General features: G+C 66.2%; 22 protein-coding genes. 6 read left to right on the forward strand and 16 right to left on the reverse strand.

Translation table 11 applies throughout. From position 1 onward, the window contains the following. The first annotated feature begins 3 nt into the window (after positions 1–3). From AC1DDA_RS08025 to AC1DDA_RS08050, 6 genes are read left to right on the forward strand one after another with little or no spacing between them, the layout of a single operon-like run. A complete protein-coding gene (locus tag AC1DDA_RS08025; protein ID WP_441513173.1) occupies positions 4–777 on the forward strand; it encodes an ABC transporter ATP-binding protein in 774 nt (257 codons plus the stop codon). A gap of 31 nt (positions 778–808) precedes the next feature. After that, on the forward strand, positions 809–1,402 hold the full coding sequence (locus AC1DDA_RS08030; RefSeq protein ID WP_476795358.1) for a transporter substrate-binding domain-containing protein: 594 nt from the start codon (positions 809–811) through the stop codon (positions 1,400–1,402). Positions 1,403–1,439: 37 nt separating this feature from the next. After that, the gene (locus AC1DDA_RS08035; RefSeq protein WP_476795359.1) at positions 1,440–1,565 is read left to right on the forward strand and encodes a hypothetical protein; all 126 of its coding nucleotides are present in this window, start codon (positions 1,440–1,442) and stop codon (positions 1,563–1,565) included. 45 nt (positions 1,566–1,610) lie between these two features. Then, positions 1,611–2,309: an ABC transporter permease gene (locus AC1DDA_RS08040; RefSeq protein ID WP_476795656.1), complete on the forward strand. Its 699-nt coding sequence runs from the start codon at positions 1,611–1,613 to the stop codon at positions 2,307–2,309. Continuing rightward, positions 2,306–3,037 (forward strand): ABC transporter permease, encoded by a 732-nt coding sequence (locus tag AC1DDA_RS08045; protein ID WP_476795360.1) that lies wholly within the window; start codon positions 2,306–2,308, stop codon positions 3,035–3,037. The genes AC1DDA_RS08040 and AC1DDA_RS08045 overlap by 4 nt, the downstream gene beginning before the upstream one ends. Further along, the gene (locus tag AC1DDA_RS08050) at positions 3,024–3,809 is read left to right on the forward strand and encodes an inositol monophosphatase family protein (RefSeq protein ID WP_476795361.1); all 786 of its coding nucleotides are present in this window, start codon (positions 3,024–3,026) and stop codon (positions 3,807–3,809) included. Before AC1DDA_RS08045 ends, AC1DDA_RS08050 begins: the two co-directional genes overlap by 14 nt. Before the next feature lie 29 nt (positions 3,810–3,838). On the opposite strand, the gene AC1DDA_RS08055 is transcribed toward AC1DDA_RS08050, so the two are convergent. The 16 genes from AC1DDA_RS08055 to AC1DDA_RS08130 all read right to left on the reverse strand — a co-directional run bounded on the left by AC1DDA_RS08055 (position 3,839) and on the right by AC1DDA_RS08130 (position 21,246). Continuing rightward, positions 3,839–4,792 (reverse strand): ABC transporter ATP-binding protein, encoded by a 954-nt coding sequence (locus AC1DDA_RS08055; RefSeq protein WP_476795362.1) that lies wholly within the window; start codon positions 4,790–4,792, stop codon positions 3,839–3,841. Between the two features lie 21 nt (positions 4,793–4,813). Then, on the reverse strand, positions 4,814–5,449 hold the full coding sequence (locus AC1DDA_RS08060) for an ABC transporter permease (RefSeq protein WP_476795363.1): 636 nt from the start codon (positions 5,447–5,449) through the stop codon (positions 4,814–4,816). Beyond that, positions 5,449–6,078 (reverse strand): ABC transporter permease, encoded by a 630-nt coding sequence (locus AC1DDA_RS08065; protein WP_476795364.1) that lies wholly within the window; start codon positions 6,076–6,078, stop codon positions 5,449–5,451. Before AC1DDA_RS08065 ends, AC1DDA_RS08060 begins: the two co-directional genes overlap by 1 nt. A gap of 90 nt (positions 6,079–6,168) precedes the next feature. After that, a complete protein-coding gene (locus tag AC1DDA_RS08070) occupies positions 6,169–6,984 on the reverse strand; it encodes a phosphate/phosphite/phosphonate ABC transporter substrate-binding protein (protein WP_476795365.1) in 816 nt (271 codons plus the stop codon). An 8-nt stretch (positions 6,985–6,992) separates the two neighbouring features. Further along, complete coding sequence (locus AC1DDA_RS08075; RefSeq protein ID WP_441513164.1) at positions 6,993–7,997, reverse strand: ornithine cyclodeaminase family protein; 1,005 nt, start codon at positions 7,995–7,997, stop codon at positions 6,993–6,995. 200 nt (positions 7,998–8,197) lie between these two features. After that, a complete protein-coding gene (locus tag AC1DDA_RS08080; RefSeq protein WP_476795366.1) occupies positions 8,198–9,085 on the reverse strand; it encodes a glycine betaine ABC transporter substrate-binding protein in 888 nt (295 codons plus the stop codon). Between the two features lie 107 nt (positions 9,086–9,192). Then, on the reverse strand, positions 9,193–10,707 hold the full coding sequence (locus tag AC1DDA_RS08085) for an HAL/PAL/TAL family ammonia-lyase (RefSeq protein WP_476795367.1): 1,515 nt from the start codon (positions 10,705–10,707) through the stop codon (positions 9,193–9,195). A 95-nt stretch (positions 10,708–10,802) separates the two neighbouring features. Continuing rightward, positions 10,803–11,654, reverse strand: a complete 852-nt coding sequence (locus tag AC1DDA_RS08090) for a MaoC/PaaZ C-terminal domain-containing protein (protein ID WP_476795368.1) — start codon at positions 11,652–11,654, stop codon at positions 10,803–10,805. After that, complete coding sequence (locus AC1DDA_RS08095; RefSeq protein ID WP_476795369.1) at positions 11,651–12,457, reverse strand: SDR family NAD(P)-dependent oxidoreductase; 807 nt, start codon at positions 12,455–12,457, stop codon at positions 11,651–11,653. Before AC1DDA_RS08095 ends, AC1DDA_RS08090 begins: the two co-directional genes overlap by 4 nt. After that, entirely contained in the window at positions 12,454–14,004 is a 1,551-nt protein-coding gene (locus tag AC1DDA_RS08100) for an acyl CoA:acetate/3-ketoacid CoA transferase (RefSeq protein WP_476795370.1), read from the reverse strand. Before AC1DDA_RS08100 ends, AC1DDA_RS08095 begins: the two co-directional genes overlap by 4 nt. A 341-nt stretch (positions 14,005–14,345) precedes the next feature. Beyond that, positions 14,346–15,530, reverse strand: a complete 1,185-nt coding sequence (locus AC1DDA_RS08105) for a LysR family transcriptional regulator (protein WP_476795371.1) — start codon at positions 15,528–15,530, stop codon at positions 14,346–14,348. A 314-nt stretch (positions 15,531–15,844) separates the two neighbouring features. Continuing rightward, entirely contained in the window at positions 15,845–16,660 is an 816-nt protein-coding gene (locus tag AC1DDA_RS08110; RefSeq protein WP_441513157.1) for an ABC transporter permease, read from the reverse strand. Between the two features lies 1 nt (position 16,661). After that, on the reverse strand, positions 16,662–17,576 hold the full coding sequence (locus AC1DDA_RS08115; protein ID WP_476795372.1) for an ABC transporter permease: 915 nt from the start codon (positions 17,574–17,576) through the stop codon (positions 16,662–16,664). Further along, the gene (locus AC1DDA_RS08120) at positions 17,573–18,712 is read right to left on the reverse strand and encodes an ABC transporter ATP-binding protein (protein ID WP_476795373.1); all 1,140 of its coding nucleotides are present in this window, start codon (positions 18,710–18,712) and stop codon (positions 17,573–17,575) included. Before AC1DDA_RS08120 ends, AC1DDA_RS08115 begins: the two co-directional genes overlap by 4 nt. After that, complete coding sequence (locus AC1DDA_RS08125) at positions 18,709–19,764, reverse strand: ABC transporter substrate-binding protein (protein WP_476795374.1); 1,056 nt, start codon at positions 19,762–19,764, stop codon at positions 18,709–18,711. Before AC1DDA_RS08125 ends, AC1DDA_RS08120 begins: the two co-directional genes overlap by 4 nt. A 171-nt stretch (positions 19,765–19,935) precedes the next feature. After that, positions 19,936–21,246: an NAD(P)/FAD-dependent oxidoreductase gene (locus AC1DDA_RS08130; RefSeq protein ID WP_476795375.1), complete on the reverse strand. Its 1,311-nt coding sequence runs from the start codon at positions 21,244–21,246 to the stop codon at positions 19,936–19,938. Between the last annotated feature and the right edge of the window lie 3 nt (positions 21,247–21,249).

Raw genomic sequence — 21,249 nt, forward strand, 5'->3', positions numbered from 1 at the left:
CTCATGAACGTCGAACGCAGCACAGTCCTGGAAGTCGAGGGTGTCAGGAAGAGCTTCGGGGACCTTGCCGTCCTCAAGGGGCTTGATCTGACGGCGCGCAGCCACGACGTCGTCACGATGATCGGTGCCAGCGGCTCGGGCAAGAGCACCTTCCTGCGCTGCATCAATTTCCTCGAGTTTCCCGATGCCGGCACCATTCGCTTCGAGGGCGAGACGGTCCGCCTGACGCAGCAGGGCGCCGGCCAGGGAAAGCTCGACCGCAAGCAGATCAACCGGATGCGCAGCCGTATCGGCATGGTGTTCCAGAGCTTCAATCTCTGGACCCACCTGACCGTTCTGGAAAACATTGCGGTGGCGCCGATCAAGGTGCTTGGGCTGAGCCGCAAGGAGGCGACAGAGCGCGCCGAGGCCTATCTCGAAAAGGTCGGGCTGATCGAAAAGCGCCACGCCTATCCCGCCCATATCTCCGGCGGCCAGCAGCAGCGCGTCGGCATCGCCCGAGCCCTCGCGATGGAGCCAGCGCTGCTGCTCTTCGACGAGCCGACATCGGCGCTCGATCCCGAGCTTGTGGGCGAAGTGCTCGCGGTGATGCGCACGCTCGCCGCCGAAGGGCGCACGATGATCATCGTGACCCATGAGATGGGCTTCGCCCGCGAGATCTCCAGCGAGGTCCTGTTCCTGCACCGCGGCGTCGTCGAGGAGCGCGGCCCGCCCGAGCAGGTCCTCGGCGATCCGCGCTCCGAGCGCTGCCGCGCCTTCCTGCAGCGCATCCTGTGAATCGAGCCGTCAGACAAAAGGGGAGATCGACATGCTGAAGCCATTTCTCGTCGCCGCTGGATTGCTCGGCGCCTTCACCGCGGGCGCAGCGGCGAAGGACGTCAAGGTCGGCAGCGAATGTACCTACCCGCCCTTCAATTTCCGCGACGCCAAGGGTGAGCTTCAGGGCTTCGACATCGACGTGGCCCGCGAGATCGGCAAGCGCCTCAACGTCAATCTCGTCTTCGTCTGCCAGCAATGGGACGGCATGATCCCGGCGCTGCTCGCCGGCAAGTTCGACCTGATCGTGGCGAGCATGTCGATCACCGACGAGCGCAAGAAGTCGATCGACTTCAGCGTGCCCTACCGCTCCTCCACAGCCCGCTTCGTCGGCGCCAAGACGCTGAACGTCCAGCCGGTCTCGGCTGACGGCAAGCCGGACCCGAAGGCACTGGCCGGCAAGACCGTCGGGCTCCAGCGCTCCTCGACCTACGAGCAGTTCATGACCAAGGAGTTCCCCGGCGTGAAGCTCGCTCAGTACGACACGGTCGACAACCTGCTGCTCGACCTGCAATCGGGCCGGATCGACCTCGCCTTCGCCCCTGCAGAAGCCGCGGGGCGAGAAATTCCATTTCGTCGGCCCTGAGATCAACAACGTCGCGCTGTTCGGTCCCGGCGTCGGCGTGGCGCTGCGCAAGGAGGACAGCACCCTCCGCGACCAGATCGACGCAGCGCTGAACGCTTCCTTCAAGGACGGCTCCTTCAAGGCCATCAACGATCGCTACTGGTCGTTCAGCGTCCTGCCCTGATCGCGCGGCGAGGCGGTTGGCCCGGAAGCGGCGGAGGTCGTGACGATGGATGTCCTGATGGGTTGGGGCGGCCAGCTCCTGCACGGTGCGCTGGTGACCCTCGAGGTCGCCTTCACCGCGCTGGCGCTCGGGCTCGTCTGGGGCATTCTCGGCGCGCTCGCTCAACTCTCGCGCTTGTGGCTGGTCCGGCAGCTTGGTTTCCTGTTCACGCTGGCGATGCGCGGCACGCCGGAGCTGCTGATCATCCTGATCATCTACTTCGGCGGATCGGTCACACTGACCGGGCTTGCCAAGTCGGTCGGCCTGGCGGCGGGCTTCGTCGAGATTCCTGCTTTCGCTGCCGGCGTGTTCGCGCTCAGCCTCGTCTTCGGCGGCTACGCGGCGGAGGTGCTACGCGGCGCCTTCCTCGCCATCCCGAAAGGCCAGATCGAAGCGGCCGAGGCCTTCGGCTTCTCCTGGTGGGACGCCTTCACAACGGTGCGCCTGCCGCAGATCTGGCGCTTCGCGCTGCCCGGCCTCGGCAATAACTGGGTCTCGCTGATCAAGGACACCTCGCTCGTCTCGGTGGTCGGGCTGGAGGAGATCATGCGGGTCAGCGGCATGGCGACGGCTGTCACGGGCGAGCCCTTCCGCTTCTACCTCATCGCCGCCGTCATCTTCTACGCGCTGACCACCAGCAACGGTTTCCTCGTCACCCGACTGGAACGCCGCGCCAGCCGCGGCGAACGGGAGCTGGCGCGATGAACCCGGCCCTGATGATCGAGAGCCTGCCCGCCCTGATCGAGGGCACCTGGCTCAGCCTGCAACTCCTGACGGCCGCCCTCGTGCTCGGGTTTGTGCTGGCCGTGCCGATGGCGATCGCCCGGCTGGAGGCGCCCGCTCCGGTCCGTGCGGTCGTCGCCTTCTACATTTCCTTCTTCAGGGGCACGCCGCTCCTGGTCCAGATCTTCCTGGTCTATTACGGCCTGTCGCAATTCGACTTCATCCGCGAGAGCGCGCTCTGGCCCTTTATCCGGGAGCCGTGGTTCTGCGCGGTCCTGACCTTCGCGCTGCACACTGCCGCCTATACGGCAAATATCCTGCGTGGCGCGATCCAGGCGGTGCCGGCCGGGGAGATCGAGGCGGCCCATGCCTGCGGCATGTCCGGACCGATGACCTATCGCGTCATCATCCTGCCGCGCGCCTTCCGCCTCGCTCTTCCGGCCTATGCCAACGAGGTCGTCAGCATGCTCAAGGCGACGTCGCTGGCGAGCACCATCACGATCATGGAGCTGACCGGCACCGCCAACACGATCGTGGCGCGCACCTTCGCGCCCTACGAGCTCTTCGTGACCGCGGCCGCGATCTATCTCGTCATCGCCGCCATCCTGACCGCAGCCCTGCGAGCCCTCGAATACCGGCTCGCCAGACACCAGCGCGCGCCCGCCAAGTCCACGGCGGTCATCGCCGGAGAAGCCCATGTCCAAACCTGACATCCACGCCTTCGCCGGCTTCGCCGCGCGGCTCGCCGACTTGAGCGGCGCAATCATCCGCGACGCGATCGCCAAGGGCCGCAGCTTCGACACCAAGGCCGATCGCAGCCCGGTCACCGAGATCGACCGCCGCGTCGAGGACCGCCTGCGCCGCGAGCTCGCCTCCGCCCACCCCGATCACGGTATCCTGGGCGAGGAATACGAATCTTTCGGCCTCGACCGCGACTTTGTCTGGATCATCGATCCGATCGACGGCACCAAGGCCTTCATCACCGGTATCCCGACCTTCGGCACGCTGATCGCGCTGGCCTACAAGGGTGCGCCGATCCTCGGCATCATCGACAACCCCGTCACGGCCGAGCGCTGGATCGGCGGCGACGGGCTGCCGACGCGGCGCAACGGCGAGGCGGTGCAGACCCGCAAGGGCGCGTCGCTGCCCGATGCCATTCTCGGCAACGGCAATCCCGAACCCTTCGATGCCGGTGAGCGGGCGGCCTTCGAACGACTCCGGAACGATACGAAATGGTGCGTCTATGGCGGCGGCTGTCACGCCTATGGCCGTGTCTCGGACGGAGCGCTCGACATCAGCGTCGACGGCGGGCTCGACCCCTTCGACTACTGCGCGCTGACGCCGATCGTGCGCAATGCCGGCGGTGCGATCACCGATTGGGAGGGCCGGGAGCTCACGATCCATTCCGGCCATCGCTGCGTCGTGGCAAGCGGCAGCCTGGCGCTGCATGGAGCGGTCCTGGAGCGACTGAGCCGCCATTGATGAATTGGATCGTCGGACCGGAGCGAACTTCAAACCGGATGAGGTTCAACGTTACAGGCAAGGATGGCATCTCGGTCGAGATAACCGACGACCGTGCCGTCCGGTGCCTTGACGTCCAAGCCTTGGAGATTTTTGCCCAGGATGGATGCAAGCGCCACATGCAGGTTGGCCTCCGGCGAGATCTGAGGGCCCTCGGCGAACGAACGGGGCGCCGCCATCACGCTCGCGACATTGATCAGGCTGAGCCGCTTGATGGTCCGATCCGGACCGAGGAAGTTCTCGACGAATTCACTGGCCGGATTGGCCAGGATCGCCTCGGGGCTGTCGTATTGCAGCAAATGACCGTCGCGCATGATCGCGACGCGGTCGCCCATCTTGATCGCTTCGTCGATGTCGTGCGTGACGATGACGACGGTCTTGCTGACCTTCTTCAGGATCTGGCGAAATTCGTCCTGGAGGCGGACTCTGGTGATCGGGTCGATTGCGCCGAAGGGCTCGTCCATCAGCATGATGGCGGGATCGGCAGCCAAGGCCCTGGCGAAGCCGACACGCTGCCGCTGGCCGCCCGACAGTTCATGCGGCAGGCGATCGCGCATGACGCTCGGATCGAGGCTGACGAGTTCGAGAAGCTCGTTGATGCGCCGGTCGGTCCGCGCCTTGTCCCAGCCCAGCAGGCGGGGCACGGTGGCGATGTTGCGGGCGATCGTCATATGCGGAAACAGGCCGACCTGCTGGATGACGTAGCCGATGGTTCGGCGTAGCTGCTTCGGGTCCGTGTCGGCGACGTTGCGGCCGTTCACCAGAACCCGGCCGGAGGTCGGGGTCTCCAGGCAGTTGATCATGCGCATGGTGGTCGTCTTGCCGCAGCCCGACGGGCCGATCATGGCAACCGTGGTCCCGGCTTCGATGTCGAGGTCGAGTTCGTCCACGGCCGGGCGATTGCTGCCGGTAAAATTCTTGGTCACCTTTTCAAGCCGTATCATCTTGGAATCCCTGTTCCGCTTTCAGAGCCGGTAGGAAACGCTGCGCTCGAGCCAGCCGAACGCCAGCTCCGCAAAGATCGCCAGAAGCGCGATGGGGATAGCCCCGACGAGGAGACGCGGCATGTCCATGATGGCGATGCCGGCATTGATGAAATCGCCCAGGCCGCCGCCGCCGATGAAGGATGCGAGGGCGGCTCCGCCGATGACCTGGATGGCCGCCGTGCGGACGCCGGAAAGGATAGAGGGCACCGCCAGCGGCAGTTCGATCTGCCAGAGAATCTCCGCTCGCCCCAGTCCCATCCCGTTGGCGGCATCGAGGACAGCCGGATCCACTTCCCGTATGCCGATGATCGTATTGAGCAGCAGTGGAGGGACGGCCAGAACGACCAACGCGATCACCGAGGGCCAGAGGCCGATGCCCATGATCGGCATGGCGGCCGCCAGAATGGCGAGGCTCGGGATGGAGCGCGCGGCGCCGGCGACGTTGACCGTCACGAAGGCGGCGCGCGGCGATCTTGCCACGGCGACGCCCAACGGAAGGGCTATAGCCAGCGCGACGCCCAGTGAAGTCAGGCTCATCGCCATATGCCGGTTGAACGCACCGGTGAACGTGCCGAGATTTGCGGCGATCCACTGAAAAGCTTCGACGACGATCATCAGGCTTGCCTCCCATTGCGCCGGCACAGCGCCTTTTCCATCAATGTGAGGAAGTAGTCGGCCGACAGCGCCAGGGCCGAGGTCAGCAGACCGCCGGCGATGATCTTTTCGGGGAACCTCTGGTCAATGCCCTGGAAGATGATGACGCCGAGACCGCCGGCATTGATGTAGGCGGCGACGGTCGCGATGCCGATGACCGTTACGACCGCGAGGCGGATTCCGCCGACGATGTACGGCATCGCGAGCGGCAGCTCGACCTCCCAGATCCTGCGGGCCGTCCCGTAGCCCATGCCGTGCGCCGCCTCGAGGATTTCATCCGGGATCGCCTGGAACCCCGTGCCGATGTTGCGGACCAGGATCATCAGGGAATAGGCGGCGAGCCCCAGGATCGCAGGCGCCGGCCCGATGCCCATCACGGGGATGAGCAAGGCGAACAGCGCGAGGCTGGGAATGGCGAAGAGGATGCTCGTCACCAGAATGATGCTGGTGAAAGTCCTTGGACGCCGGGCAGCCCAGATGCCGACGGCAAGCGAAATCACCAAAGCGATCCCCACCGAGCAGAAGACCAGGTACAGATGCTCCATCAATGCCTCGGCGAGCCGGGGGATATTCTTTGGAACCCAAGTCAAAACGATGCTCCTAGCTCTCAGGTCCCCTGGGAGACCCGCCCGTTACCTCTGCCGATCAAACGACGCAGCTCAGGCTGGTTGGCTCTGGCGTCACCACGCGGCGAGCCTCCGGTCGACCGCATCCGCGCGTTCGGCGAGGATCCGGTAGTCGGCCACGTCGGGATGCGCGAACCGCGCCAGGCCGAGCTGGCGCAGCAGCCCACGCCCGTCCTCGCACTCATGCGCCCGCAGCAGCGCCTGCTGCAGCGTGGACAGCATCTCGGCGGGCACGCCGGGAGACGAGACGAGCGGCGGACAGGGTGTCGGTTCAGTTGTCGCGACGATCCGCAGCCCGGCCAGTGCGTCCGGCTGATGCATCGCCAACAGTTCGTAGGCGTAGGCGTCGATCGGGCCCGCCTCGATGCGACCGCAGCGCAGCGCCTCCACCACGCCGGAGGGGTTCAGTAGCGGTCCCACCGGCAGCCGCGCGAGCAGTTTTCCTTCCAGGAGGTCGGCAAGCAAGCCGCGCGGCGCGTGGTAGCCCGACTGCGAATCCCGCACCGTCCATCCCCAGGTTGCGGTCCCAAGCTGCGCGGCCGATCTGATTGGGCCGTCTTCGGTCACGACGATGTGGCTGGCATAATAGGGGCGCCCGCCGGCCCACGGCGCTTCCGCCACGGGTGCGGCCAGGATGGTCGGACGCTGCGCCTCGCACCAGCGCGACAGGGGGAAGCCGCACATGAACACGGCCCCCATGTCGCGCCGTTCCCAGAGTTCGGCGAGCGGCGCAGGCGGGGCGTGGGCGACGATGTCCAGCGCCACCCCGGCCTCTTGGCTCAGCCACGCGAACAGGTCGTCCCACCGGGCGCGCACGCCCGCCGAGACATTGTACATTCGCGAACAGGCGATGAGTTTGGCGTCGCTCATGATGCGGGTCAGGCAAAACGGAGTTTCTGGCCGAGGTTCATGCGCTTCGCCTTCGCGACGATCGCCGCACCCAGCGCCACGTCCGTGCTGCTTAGTCCGCGATGCCAGAACAGGATGGTCTCGTCGTCGCTCTCGCGCCCCGGCTTGGCGCCGCAGACGATCTGTCCCATCTCGGCGTGCAGCGTCTCCAGGGTTACCTTGCCCTCGTCGACATGTCGGCGCAGCGCGCCGAAGGGACGTCCCGGCTGGCACTGGCCCCAGTCGTCGACGACGACCTTGTCCATGATGTCCGTGAGATCGAACTCCAGCGCGCTCATCGTCCCGTAGGGAACCACGAAGGCACCCTTCTTGACCCAGCTCGTCTTGAACAGCGGCGTGGGCTCGGGCAGGCGACTGGCCTCCACCATGATGTCGGCGCCCTTCAGGCAATCCTCCCAGTTGTCCGTCACGATGATTTTCTTGCCGAGATCCTTTTCCAGCCGTGCGGCAAAGCCCTCGCGGCTCTCGGGGCGGCGCGAATGGACACGGATCTCGTCGAAATCGAACAGGTGGTCGAGCAGGCGGACGTTCCAGTAGGACGTGCCGCGCGCGCCGACATGGCCCAGGATCTTGCTGTCCTTGCGCGCCAGATGCTTGGCGCCGAGCGCAGTGATCGCGCCGGTGCGCATGTCGGTGATGGCCGTCGCGTCGATGATGGCCTTGGGCATGCCGGTGCGCGGATCGAACAGGTTCAGCACTGCCATTTCGGAGGGCAAGCCGACCTTGTAGTTGTCGACGAAATCGCCGACCACCTTCACGCCGGCGTAGTCGAGCGGCTTCACATAGCCGCGCAGCACGTTGAAGTGCCCCTTGTCGGAGCTCTCGGGAACGAGGTGAACCCTGGGCTCGATCACCGTCTCGCCCCGCCCCTGCGCGGCCAGCGCTTCCGACACCGCATCGAGGATTTCGTCGTTGGTCAGTTCCAGCGCCTTGGTGTCCAAGGCGTTGATGTAGTCGATCCAGATTTCCTGCATTTCTCGTCTTCCCAGATTTCAATTCGAATGGAAGGTCGCGCCCCCTCCTCTGCCGGGGCTCCACCCGGCAGGGAGATCGGCATGCGCATTCGCTGCCGGCCGCAGCCAACCGATAGGGGCCGGTTTGCCGTGCTGTCGGGGTCGACGTCAGGGACGGTCCCTTGCCGACCGGGAGGTCCCGGCCGGCAAGGGACCGGGCGTCAGCGGAGCAGGCCCTTGTCCTTCAGGAAGGACACGGCGACATCGCGAGGCTCTTCGCGGTCCTTCTCGACGCGGGCGTTGAGGGTGCGCATCGTCGCGTTGTCGATTTGCGTACCTACTGCCTCGAGCAGTTCGGCGATCTTCGGATTGGCCTCGAGCGTCTGACGGCGAACCACCGGGGCAACGTAGTAGGGTGGGAACAACCCCTTGTCGTCGTCCAGAGCCACGAGGTTTTGCGATACGATCTGCCAATCCGTCGCAGCGCCGTTCGCCCCGTCGATGTCCTTCTGCTGCAGTGCGTCATAGCGCAGGCCGAGCTTGGCGAACTGCTTGAATTCCTTGAATACCGCACCGTAGACCAGCTTCAGGCCGGGCAGGCCGTCCTTGCGCTCGGGGAATTCGGGCCCGCCGCCGAAGACCATCGAACCGGACACCTTGGCGAGGTCGGAAAGGCTCTTGAGCTGGTTCTGCTGAGCCGTCTCGCGGCGCACGACGATGACGTAGCCGTTGTTGACCCCGGTCGGCTTCAACCAGGTGAGGTTGAATTTCTTGGCGTAGAAATCCTTGACCTCGTCATAGACCTTCTGCGGGTCGGTCGATGTCTCGCCCTTCACCACGGCCGACAGCGCCGTGCCGGTATATTCAGGATAGAGATCGATCTGACCTGTGGTCAGCGCCTGGTGGGCGATGAGGGTGCCGCCGAGATTGATCTTGCGCTCAACCTTGAAACCGGCCTTTTCCAGCACGGCGGCATACATTTCGGCCAGGATGTACTGCTCGGTGAAATTCTTGCTGCCGACTTTGATTGGTTCCGCCGCAGCCAGCTGCAGTGTCGCTGCCGCCATCGCGATGGTTGCGACGATAGCCTTCGTGGTCCACTTCTTCATTGTTGTTTCCCTCTGTATTGCAGCGTTGGGTAGGCGTCTCCATTGGACCGGCCGGCTGCGCCTGGCCGTCTTCCTCCCGGGTCTTGCGGCTTCGTTCGGCCGCCCTGTCAGTCACTCCCCGCCGGAGCGGCGTGCGAGATGGCGTCCCCGAGGCACATGAAATCCGGCCCCTGCGCCCGGTCCTCTCCCAGCGGCTCGACCAGGCTGCGCACGAAGCGGTAGGCATCGCCCGACCCGGCGCCGAGCTCGTCTTGCACGCCCCGGAGATCGACCGCCTGGGCGGAGGCTATGAGTTCGATCGCCACGAGGTAGCGCAGCCGCTCGACGATGGTCGCCGTCTTCGCCAGAACGCTCGGCGCCATCGAGGCCTGGTCCTCGACGCCGTCGGCGACAGGGATCGGCGTGAGCGAGACCGGCGCGGCAAGATGGCGGATTTCCGCCTCCAATGCCGACACGGTCTTCTGGACGGTGGCGAAGCCGGAGCGGTTCTGGCCCATCGAGGTCAGGAAGCGCGGCAAGTCCGACATGCCGGGCGACATGATCTTCATGGTCCGGTAGGCCGTCGCCGCGGCACAATGCGCCAGCGCCTGCCCCAGCCGTTCCCAGGCCAGAACGAAGGCCGTCAGGTCGAAGTTGGCGTGCGAGAGGATGAGCCCCTCCGATGTCAGGACCACGGGGTTGTCGCCCGAGCTGGAGAGCTCGATCTCGGTCGCTTCCCTGGCCTCCGCCATAGCATGCGACAGCGCCCCCCAGACCTGCGGCGCGCAGCGATAGCTGAGCGGGTCCTGCAGGCGCCGCGCCGCCCCCTCCGCGAGCAGCGAACTGCCTGAAAGGAGTTCGCGCAGGCGCGCCGCGACGGCCCGCTGGCCGAAGGCGGGCCGTGCCGCAAGGGCGCGGTCGTCGAAGGCAGTCGTATTGGCGCGAAAGCCTTCGAAGTTCAGCGCAACCGACAGCAGCGACCACTCGAACAGGCGTTCGATGTCATGGAGGACGAGGCAAGCCTGGGAGACCGACAGGCTGTTGGCGACGACGATCGCATGGCCGTCCTTCGGCCCAAGCGCGAGCGGCTCCAGGCCCGCCCTTTTCAGTGCTTCGAGGGCCGGCATCACCTCGCCGCCGAACTCCGCCTCGCCATAGCCGAGAAGCGCCCGTCCCATATGCGCGAGCGGGGCGAGGTCGGCGGCGCCGATCGACCCGAGCGAGGGAACGACCGGATGGAAGCCGGCGTTCAGCGCCGCGACCATCGATCCGACGATGCGCGGCGAGACGCCCGAGCCACCCGCCGCCATGCCGGCGACCCGGACTGCCATCATCGCCCGGACAGCCTCGCGCGGCAAAGCCGCTCCGACGCCGACGGCGCGCGCCTGCGGCACCCTGATCTGGAAAGTGACGAGATCGTCGGCCGCGAGGCGCGTGTCCACACCGGCGCCGAGCCCGGTCGTCAGCCCATAGGCGGGCAGGTTCAGCTCGGCATAACGGTCGACGACAGCCCGCGCGGCAGCCATGCGCTGCTCGACTTCGGGCGAGATTTCGATGCGGGCATCATGGCGCGCGATCGCGACGATGTCCCCGATCGTCGCCGGAGGGGTCTTCAACACCACGGTTTCGGGCGCGCTGTTCATGCTCTCGTTTCTTTCCGCCGGAGGCTGCCGCCGTCCGTCTTCGCTGAATGGGCTCGGAGGCGGCGCTTCTCGAACCGAATAGGGAAATTGGCTGGTCATGCGAGCCGCGCCACGCCGTTGTCGAGAACCGTCGCGCCGCGCGACGACGCGATGCATCGGAAGCGGATGTCCTGGCCGGAGCGCCACATCTGGAATTCCAGCGTGTCCCCCGGAAACGCCGGTGCCGTGAAGCGGGCGGCAATCGCGGCGAGCGCGGCAAGCCCGGAGCCGGAGGCCATCCGCGACAGCGCGTAGCCGGCATGTCCGAACGTGCATAGCCCGTGCAGGATGGGCCGGCGGAAACCGCCCCTTTCGGCCGCCGCGGGATCGACGTGCAAGGGATTGAGATCGCCGTTCAGCCGGTAGAGAAGCGCCGCGTCCTCGGCAACGGCCAACTGGCAGGAGACGTCGGGTTGCCGATTGGGCACCGGCGGCAGCGGTTCGGGCGGCGTACCGGCGGAGCCACAGCCGCCATCGCCCCGGCAGGCGTTGGTCTGCACGATCGACGCCACCGCCTCGCCGGTCGCCTCGTTCGACACGACGCGTTCGAATGCCGCGAACATGCCCTTGCCGGCACCCCGGTCGACCACCGACAGGCTGCTCGAATGCGACACCAGCGGCGTGTCGAGCGGCATCGGGCGATGGATGGTCAGGCGGTGCTCGGCGTGCACGACCTGGCTCCAGTCGACGCCCACCTGCTTCATCCATGGGCCCGCATGCGCCACGACGTTGGCGAGCGTCGGCGCCGTCGCCAGATCGGCCTCGTAAAGGAAGCGCAGATGCGCCGGGTCCAGCGGTGCGCCGCCGTAACCCACGGACAGGGCGTAGAGGATCGCGTCCCTCGCCGTGACCGTCTGGCGCGTCTCGGGGATGGCGAAATCCAGGATCGAGCCGGCAGGAAGGCTCACGAACCGTCACCCATGCGCGGCGCCTGCTTGCGCACGCCGCCGCCCAGCCGCACCCCGCCATCGACCGACAGCAATTCTCCGGTGACGAAGCCGGCGCCCTCGACCAGCCACACCACGGCGCCGGCGACATCGTCGGGCGTGGCGACGCGGCCCAGTGGCGCCGTCTCGGAAAACCGCTGTGCCAGCGCCGAATAGGCCTCCGTGCCGAGCGTCTGGCGCATCCAGCGCGTGTCGATCACGCCGGGGCAGACCGCGTTGACCCGGATGTCCGGCCCACAGGTGCGCGCCAGCGCCAGGGTCAGCGCATTCAGCGCACCCTTCGACGCGGTGTAGGCGAGCGAGCTGCCGCCCCCGGTGAAGGCGACATTGGAGGAGACGTTGACGATGGCGCCGCCGCCGCTGGCCCGCATCGGCGGGATCGCCGCCCTGCACATCTGGTAGGCACCGATGACGTTGACGGCGAAGACGTCGTGGAAGTCGCCGGCGGACAGGGTTTCCAGGTCGAAGGGATTCGACTTCACCGTCATGGCGGCGTTGTTGACCAGTGCGTCCAGCCGACCCCAGCGCTCTACGACCGCGCCGACCATGGCCCGGCAGGCGCCGTCATCGGCGACGTCACCCTGCACCACGATGACCTCGGAGCCGAGCGCCCGGCAGGCATCGGCGGTCTCGTCGGCCTCGGCCTTGCTGCGGTTGTAGTTGACCGCGACGCGCGCGCCCCGCTCGGCGAACTGCCGGACGGCGGCCGCGCCGACGCCCGTGGCCGAACCGGTGACGATGACAACTGCCTCGCGAATGTTCATGCGGCGAAGTCCTTCATTGCACGCGTCGAGTAGAGACGGGCATCCATCGTTGCGAGGTGATCGGCGATCGCGACGCCGTCCGGCAGCCGCTCGAGGACATGCTTCCTGACGTCGATGCCGGGCGCCACTTCGGTCAGGGTCAGCCGGCCGTCCAGGACCTTTAAGACCGCCCGTTCGGTGACGACGATCTGTGCCTGCCCGGCGGGCGCGAAGGTTGGGTCGGAGCTGACCTGCGCCACCCGGTCGACGATCTTGCACAGCCGCCCGTCGTTCACGATGGCGAGCCTGCCGTCGCGGATCTCGATCTCGGTGCCGCCGGTCGAGAACGCGCCGACATAGACGATGCGGCGCGCCGTCTGTGAAATGTTGGTGAAACCACCGACGCCGACGATCGACTTGCCGAAGCGGCTGACGTTGACCGCTCCGCGCACGTCCACTTCGGCCATGCCGAGGAAAGCGATGTCGAGGCCGCCGCCGTCGTAGAAGTCGAACTGGGATGCCTGCGGGATCACCGACGATGGATTGATCGCAGCGCCGAACGACAGTTCCTCGGCGGGCACGCCGCCGATGACACCGGATTCGATGGTGACCGTATAGCCGTCGAGCCCCTCTTCGCTGGCGATCCGTCCGATGCCAGCCGGGATGCCGATGCCGAGATTGATGACCGGGCGATCGAGCCCGAGCAGTTCCTGGAAGGCGCGGCGTTGGATGACCTTGTCCACCGACAGCGCAAGCGGCTCGAGACTGCCGGCGGCGGCTTGCAACCGGCCGGTATAGGAGGGGTTGTCGGTCTCGCCGAAGCTGATGCCGTGCTGGGCCGGATCCTCGCAAACCACGACATAGTCGACCAGGGTGCCGGGAATGCGCACATCGCCGGGCGCCAGCGAACCGCGCCGGGCGACCTGCTTGACCTGCACCATCACGACGCCGCCGGAATTGCGCCCTGCCTGGGCCATCGCCAGCACGTCGAGCGGAAACGCTTCGTCCTCCATCGTAACGTTCCCGTCCTCGTCGGCCGTCGTGCCACGCAGCATCACGCAGTCGAGTGGCATGGACGGGTAGAGCAGCCAGTCCCGGCCGCGCAGGGACACGCGCTCGACGAGGGTCTCGCGCGTCGAGGCGTTCATCCGCCCGCCGCCGCTGTTCGGGTCCATGAACGAGCCCAGCCCGATATGGGTGATGACGCCCGGCTGGCCGGCGGCAATCGCCCGATACAGCTGGGCGATGACCCCTTGGGGCCAGCAATAGGCTTCGATCTTCTCTTCGAGGGCGAGATTGCCGAGACGCGGGGTTCCGCGCCAGCCGCCGGCTATGACGCGCTTGACCAGCCCCTCATAGCCAAAATGGCCCATCCCGCGGGTCTTGCGGTCGCCGGCACTGGCGGCAAAAAGCAGGGTCAGGTTGCGAGGCGCGGCTTCGGCGAGGAACCTGTCCTCGACCGCGGCGGTGATCGCCTCGGGATGGCAGCATCCTCCGAAACCGGAGACAGCAACGCTCATCCCATCGCGCAGCCGAGCGGCCGCCTCGCGGGCAGTTATGATACGCATTGGTTCCCCTGAAGGTCTTCTTATCGGGGTAGCCAAGCACAGCTTCCGACCGCTGAGAAGGCCCCTATGACCTCGCGTCAAGGTGTATATGTTTTGGGATATCCCAGAATCTGCAGACTAGCGTACGGTATGCACCATCGCGGCCCATGTTTCGATTCATTTTCGAGCAATATCAGCTACTTAGATGAAAAGAGTATAGTTCGGCGCAGCATTGGGAAAAATTTCGAAAATCGCCAATTGGAAGGGAAGATCGTTCTAATCACTATGTCCGAACGATAGGGCGAAATGCGCAGCCGTCCGCTCCCACGGCGATGCCGATCGTACCTCCCAAACTGCTGGCGCTATTTCGCCTTGTCGCCATAGCCCAGCCCCGCGAGCACCTTCAGGATGGCGCGGGCGGTCTGGCGTCCACTCTCGTTCTTGCCGCAGACGAGCCAATAAGGCAGAGCCAATTCGGAAGGCAGCGGGATTTGGCGCAAGTCGCCGCGGATTCGGGCGACCGATTCCGACGGCAGGACCGAAACAGCCCCGTGATGCAGAACCAGATTGATGATGACGGGCATCGAATCCAGCTCGATCACCTTCAGCCTGTCGAGCTCGGTTTCGGTGAGGGTTTCAGCCAGCAGGCGATTGATGATCTGGCGTAGCCCGCTCCTTGGGCTCGGGACGGCGATGGGTGAGCCAAGCACGATCCTGGCCAGGTCGTCCCTGCCCTCCCCCAGTTCGATGACCTCCGACGGACCAACGAGCGACAGCGGCGACCGGGCGATCAGATAGCTATCGAAATCCGTCGGGACGGTGACGCTGTTCAGGAGAACCGCATCGTAGGTGCCGCTCTTCAGGCCGGCGATGAGCCCTTCGGTCGTCGTGCTGGCCACCAGCAGGGGTTGGCGGGGCTTGTCGTTCATCCAGGTCGCGACGAGCGAGGCGAGCAGCGTGGCGACGAAGCTGTCGTGGCCCATGGGGATGATCGAGCCGAGCCGGATCGTCGCGGCACTGCGGCGGGAACGTCCGGCGGCCGAATGTGCAAGTTCGCTCCATATCGCTTCGAGAGCGCGTGTCGACCTTACCAGCCGCTTTCCCGCCTCCGTCATCGTCGAGCCGGCGACGTGGCGATTGAGCAGACGACAGCCGAGCGTCGCTTCGACATGCGCGATCTGGCGGGCAAGCTGGGGTTGGCCCAGCCCAAGAGACTTGGCCGCCCGGCGGATGCTGCCGGTTTCGGCGACATGCGCAAAGCGGGTCAACGCGCTCAGGCTCAGCGAAATGTCGCGCCGATTGCCGATCGCCATGATGTCCTGGACGTGGTCGGCGAGCTGCTTGATGGCAGGAGAAAGCCTCTCAGCCTCGAGGGTCAGGACAACGCTCGTCCCGGCCTTCTGCACAAGCGGCACCGAAATCTCGCTCTCAAGCCGGTCGACCGCCGCGGCAATGCTCGAAACCGGCTTCCTCATCACCCGGGCAGTGCCCCGGATGCTCCGTTCGCTCATCACCCTATGGACAATTTGAAGCGTAGAAGTATCCATCCCTAGACCTGTCAGCGCCTGTGTTGCCGAGAATAGCCCCTGCTGCTCAATCTTGTTTTAGGCCGGACCAGGTTCTGGAATCACACTGGCGCACGAACGGGAGTGATCCGGGTTTGACCCGCCCCCCACCCGACCGGCCCGATGCGATTGTTAGTGGACGGTCTGCCTCGGCGCCAGGGCCGGTCTCGCGGCCGGCAGTTCTCGATCGAGGACGGCTTCGGAGCGAATTCTCGCCTTCCGATGGGATGACGTCGACCATGCGGATGTGAAGGGATCGCGGACAGGCATGCGGTTTCGCACGAGCCGCACGATCGCTAGACGTCCCGTTTGCCGACGAACTGCGACACGGCCAGCAGCAGCGACGTCATCACGATCATGATCGTCGAGATCGCCGCGATGGTCGGGTCGATCTGATCGCGCAGCGCCAAAAACATCATCCGCGTCAGAGTCGCATTGTCGCCGCCCGAGACGAACAGCGCAACGACGACCTCGTCGAAGGAGGTCAGGAACGACAGGACCGCGGAGGTGACGAGGGCGAAACCGATCTGGGGGGCGGTCACCTGCAGGAAGGCCTGCGTCCGCGTGGCGCCAAGACTGCGCGCGACGCGCTCCTGATCGAGATCGAAGCTCTTCAGGGCCGAGCCCACGATCATCATGACGATCGGCACCGCCAGCATCGTATGCGCCAGCACGATGCCGAGGAAAGAATTGACCATCTTGAGCTGCACATAGGCATAGAACAGCGCGATGCCGACGAGGATGACCGGCACGATCGTCGGCGTCAGCAGCGCAAGGATCGCAAGCCCGGCGAAGCGCAGTCGCGAGGCGTGCAGGCCATAGGCCGCGAGCGTGCCTAGTGGCGTCGCAAGCAGCGCCGTGCAGAAGCCGGCCTTGAAGGAGGTCGCGGTCGCCGCCATCCAGCTCGATGAGGAGAAATAAGCCTCGTACCAGCGCAGCGACCATTCCCGCGGCGGGAACTCCAGATATTGCGACTGGGAGAAGGACATCGGGATGACGATCAGCGTCGGTATGGCCAGGAAGGCCAGGACCAGCGCGCCGAGCCCATAGAGCCAGAGGCGCGCGCGATGGCTGATCTGCGTGTCGCTGGCGGGACGATCGAGCCAGCTCATCTCAGTGCCCTGCCCCGAACAGGCCGGCACCGCGCGACAGGCGCGCCGCCAGCACCAGCGCGGCGAGCGTGATCACCAGGAGCACGACGCCGAGCGCGCTCGCAGCACCCCAATTGAAGAAGAGTTCGATATCGTTGGCGATGCGGTTCGAGACCATCGTTACCTTGCCGCCGCCGAGCATGGCGGGCGTCACGTAGAAGCCGAGGCAGAGCACGAAGACGAGCGAGGCGCCAGCCGCGAGCCCCGGCAGCGAGAGCGGAAAGAACACCGTCCAGAAGCCATGGACCGGCGTCGAGCCGAGGCTGGCGGCAGCGCGCAGCAGGTTGCGGTCGATCGCGCGCATCGTGCCGTAGAGCGGCAGGACCATGAAGGGCAGCATGATATGGACCATGCCGATCAGAGTTCCGCCGAGATTGTGCACGAGTTGCAAAGGTTCGCTCCAGAGGCCGAGCTTCATGCCCCATGTGTTCACCAGCCCGCTGCGCTGGAGCAGCACGAGCCAGGCATAGGTACGCACCAGAAGCGACGTCCAGAACGGCAGGAGCACCGCGATCATGCAGAGATTGGCGGCCCGTCGCGGCAGCTGCGACAGGAAATAGGCCAGGGGATAGCCGAGCATGATGCAGATCAGCGTGGTTGCGAGGCTGATCTCGAAGGTGGTCAGGAAGGTCCGGCCATAGGAGGGCTCGGCCAGCATGCGCCGGTAATTCTCAAGGCTCAGCGCGCCGCTATCGTCGAGGAATGACAGGCCGAACAGCCAGCCGACCGGAACGAGCATGGTGATGGTGACGAGCAGGAGCGCGGGCGCGGCCAGGCCCGCCAGCCCCATGCGCTCGCGCCACTGGTCGCGCCGCAAGCCTGCGGCGTGGTCATCCCCGGCCGGGCCGGCGGACGCGAAAGTGCCAGCGGTCGTCACGGCGCGCCCCGCGCCTCGCCCGGCAGCAGCACGGTGTCGGAGACGGCGATGCCGATGCGGATGGGCGTCCCGGGTGCAGGCGGCGGCCCCTCGCCGCCGCGCGTCGTCAGGCGCAGCGCAACCGGGCTGCCGTCGCCGAGCGCCGCCTGCAGCAGCAGCGTGTCGCCTTGGTAGACGGCGCCGGTCACGCGGCCGTCGAAGCAGTTCATCCCCTCGCCCTCCCCTGGCCCCAGCCGATGCAGACGCTCCGGCCGCAGCACCATCGTGCAGCGCCCGTGCTGCATCGGCAGGTTCTTGGCGCGGATGGTCGCACCGCCGGCTCTGGCGGCGCCGTCGGTCACCGCGACGTCGAGGAAGGAGGATTCGCCGATGAACTCGGCGACGAAGCGGCTGCGGGGATCGTCATAGATCGCGCGCGGCGTATCGATGCGCGCGATGCGGCCGCGGTCGAGGATGGCGACGCGGTCCGACATGGTCAACGCCTCGCGCTGGTCGTGCGTGACATAGACGGTGGTCGTGCCAAGGCGCTCATGGAGCTGGCGCAACTCGATCTGCATGCGCTCGCGCAACTGCTTGTCCAAAGCCGAGAGCGGTTCGTCCATCAGGATGATGCGCGGCTCGAAGACGATGGCGCGGGCGAGCGCGACGCGCTGGCGCTGGCCGCCGGAGAGCTGGTCGATACGGCGGCTGCCGAAGCCCCCGAGCTGGAACATCTCCAGCGCCGCCTCGACCCGACGCGCGGTCTCGGCCGCCGGCAGGCGCCGCAGCCGCAAGGGGAAGCCGACATTACCAGCGACATCCATATGCGGGAACAGCGCGTAGTTCTGGAAGACCATGCCGATCTCGCGCTTGTGCGGCGCGAGACGAACGACCTCACGCTCGCCGAAGCGGATGCTGCCCTTGTCGGGCCGCAGGAAGCCGGCGATCGCCATCAGCAGTGTCGTCTTGCCCGAGCCGGACGGGCCGAGCAGGGTCAGGAACTCGCCGGGCCGGACATCGAGATCGATCTCGTCCAGAACCGGCACGGCGCCATAGGCCTTGCTCAACCGGCGGACCGCGATCGGCAGGGCCGTCGCGGAACCCGGTACTGGAGCGGCCGCATCGCGCGGCCGCTCGCGATCGCCGGCCAGCCTCATTCGGTCAGCATGTTCTGGTAGGCGGAGGAGGCCTGGGCTTCGTACTTGATGTACCAGTCCAGATCGATCGTCAGCTGCTTGCCGGCATTGTCTGGATGGGACGGCAGCGTCTTGGCATAGGCCGCGTCGATCGCGCCGCCCTCATAGGCCTTGTTGTTGGTCGGGCCGTAGGTGATGTATTTCGTGAACTCGGCCTGGTATTGCGGTTTGCTGATCTCGGCGAGGAATTTCATCGCCAGATTCTTGTTCGGCGCGCCTTTGGCGACCGCGAAACAGTCATAGTCGAGCAGGCCCTGGTTGAAGGTATAGGCGACCTTTGCGCCGTCCTTGGCGGCGACGTCGAAACGGCCGTTCCAGCCGGTGATCATGTCGACCTCGCCGTCCTTCATCAGCTGGGCATGCTGCGCGCCCGAACTCCACCAGACCGCAATATGGGGCTTGAGCTCGCGGATCTTCTTGATCGCGCGCTCGATGCCGCCGGGCTGGGACAGGACCTCGTAGACCTTGTCCGCGGGAACGCCATCGGCCATCAGCGCCGGCTCCAGCGCGCCGGCGACGCCCTTGCGATAGGAACGCTTGCCGGGGAATTTCTTGACGTCCCAGAAATCGGCCCAGCTCTGCGGGCCGTTCTGGCCATAGGTCTTGGTGTTCCAGGCGAGCACGGTCGAGAACACGTCACCGCCCACGCAATAATCCTGCGCCGTGCCGGGCAGGAAATTCGAGGTGTCGATCACCTTGTAGTCGAGCTTCTCCAGGATGCCCTCGGCGCCGGCGCGGGCCGCGCTGCCCGAGCCGCTGGCGACGACGTCCCAGGTCACGGCGCCGGCCTTCACCTTGAGGCGCAGATCGGCGATGCTGGTATAGGTCTCCTCCTTGATCTTGATGCCCAGCGCCTTGGCGGCGGGCTGGAACAACGCCTTGCTCTGCCCCTCCTGATAGGAGCCGCCGAAGGAGACGACGGTCAGTTCCTGCGCCAAAGCGGGCGCAGCGCTCAGCAGGCCCAGGATGAGGGCCAGGGCGGTTCTCGTCGGCGTCATCGGCTGGCGCGGCATGTGTCGGTTCTCCCTTTGAACGATGCGTTCTTGTTCAGTGCGTTCCCTGGCAATGTGAGCGCGGTTGGCCCGGCAAACGGCGTCCACCCTCCCTGCCTTATGCAGAGTTCGGCAAAATTGGTCTGGCGATAAGGTCCACTCTGAGAATTCGGGGCGGCCACTCCAGCTGCGTCAGCGGGCCATTCGATCGAGCAGGTTGTAGTAGAGCACCGAAGGCGCGAGGAACCACGGATTGCCGCTGTAGAAGGGGCGCGTCTGGAAGGGCAGGCCGTCGAAGGCGGTCTTGCCTTCGGCCAGGCCGAGCACCTGCTGGCCGAGCCGCATGCCGAGATAGCTCGCCATGCCGACGCCCGAGCCGCAATAGCCCATCGCATAGTGCATCCCGTCATGGCGGCCGATATGCATCAGCTCGTCGAAGCTGTAGGCGACGAAGCCGCACCAGGAATGGCTGATCTTGCTGACCGCGAGCTCCGGGAATATCCCGCTCATGGCGGCGTGCAATTTCGGCCCGCTGCGGCGCGGATCGGTCTCGCTCAGCGAGACGCGGCCGCCGAAGATGATCCGCCGCCTGTCCGGCGAGGCGCGATAGTAATAGACCACCTTGCGGGTGTCGCTGACGATGCGGTTGCGCGGGATCAGCCTGTCGACCAGCCCCGGATCCAGCGCCTCGGTCGCGATGACATAGCTGCCGATCGGGATGACGCGGCGGCGCAGCCAGCCGGTCAGCGGCCCCGTATACCCGTTGGTGGCGATGACGACGTCGCGGGTGCGGATCATGCCGCGCGGCGTCTGGACCAGGAAATCCTCCCCGATCCGCTCGATGCCCGTCGCCGGGCAATACGGCACGAGTTCGGCACCGGCCGCGACGACGCGCTGCAACAGCCCCTGATGGTAGCGGGCCGGGTTGATCGAGGCGTGGCTCTCATAGACGACGCCACCATGGTAGAGATCGGAGCCGATCTCCGTGCGCTGCTCTGAACGCGGCACGACATGGCAGGCGACTTCGAGCCCCTTCGGCTGGGTTGCGGCACTGCGGGCCAGCTCCTCATATTTGCCCGGCGCATGCGCCGCGTGGAAACGGCCAACGACGCCGAAATCGCAGTCGATCTCCTCGTCGCGGACGAAGTCGCCAATGAAGCGCAAGGAGTTCCGGCCCTCCTGCATGATCGCGAAGGCGCGCTTCTCGCCATGGCGCCGAACCAGCTCGGCATGGCCGGGCTTCACGCTGGTGGAGATCTGCCCGCCATTGCGGGTACTACAGCCGAAGCCGGCGGCCTCCGCGTCGAGCACGACGGTACGACGCCCGCCACGCGTCGTCTGGAGCGCCGCCTGCAGGCCGGTATAGCCGGAGCCGACGATGACGACCTCCGCCTGTGCAGGGGGCTCGGTCCGCGGCAGGTCGGGCCGGGGCACCTCATCCCACCAATAGGGCGCAGCCTTGAAATCGCTCGCGAACAGATCGCTCGGCATCGTCTTCGTCATCCC

This window comes from Allobosea sp. 10N428 (genome assembly GCF_056394545.1).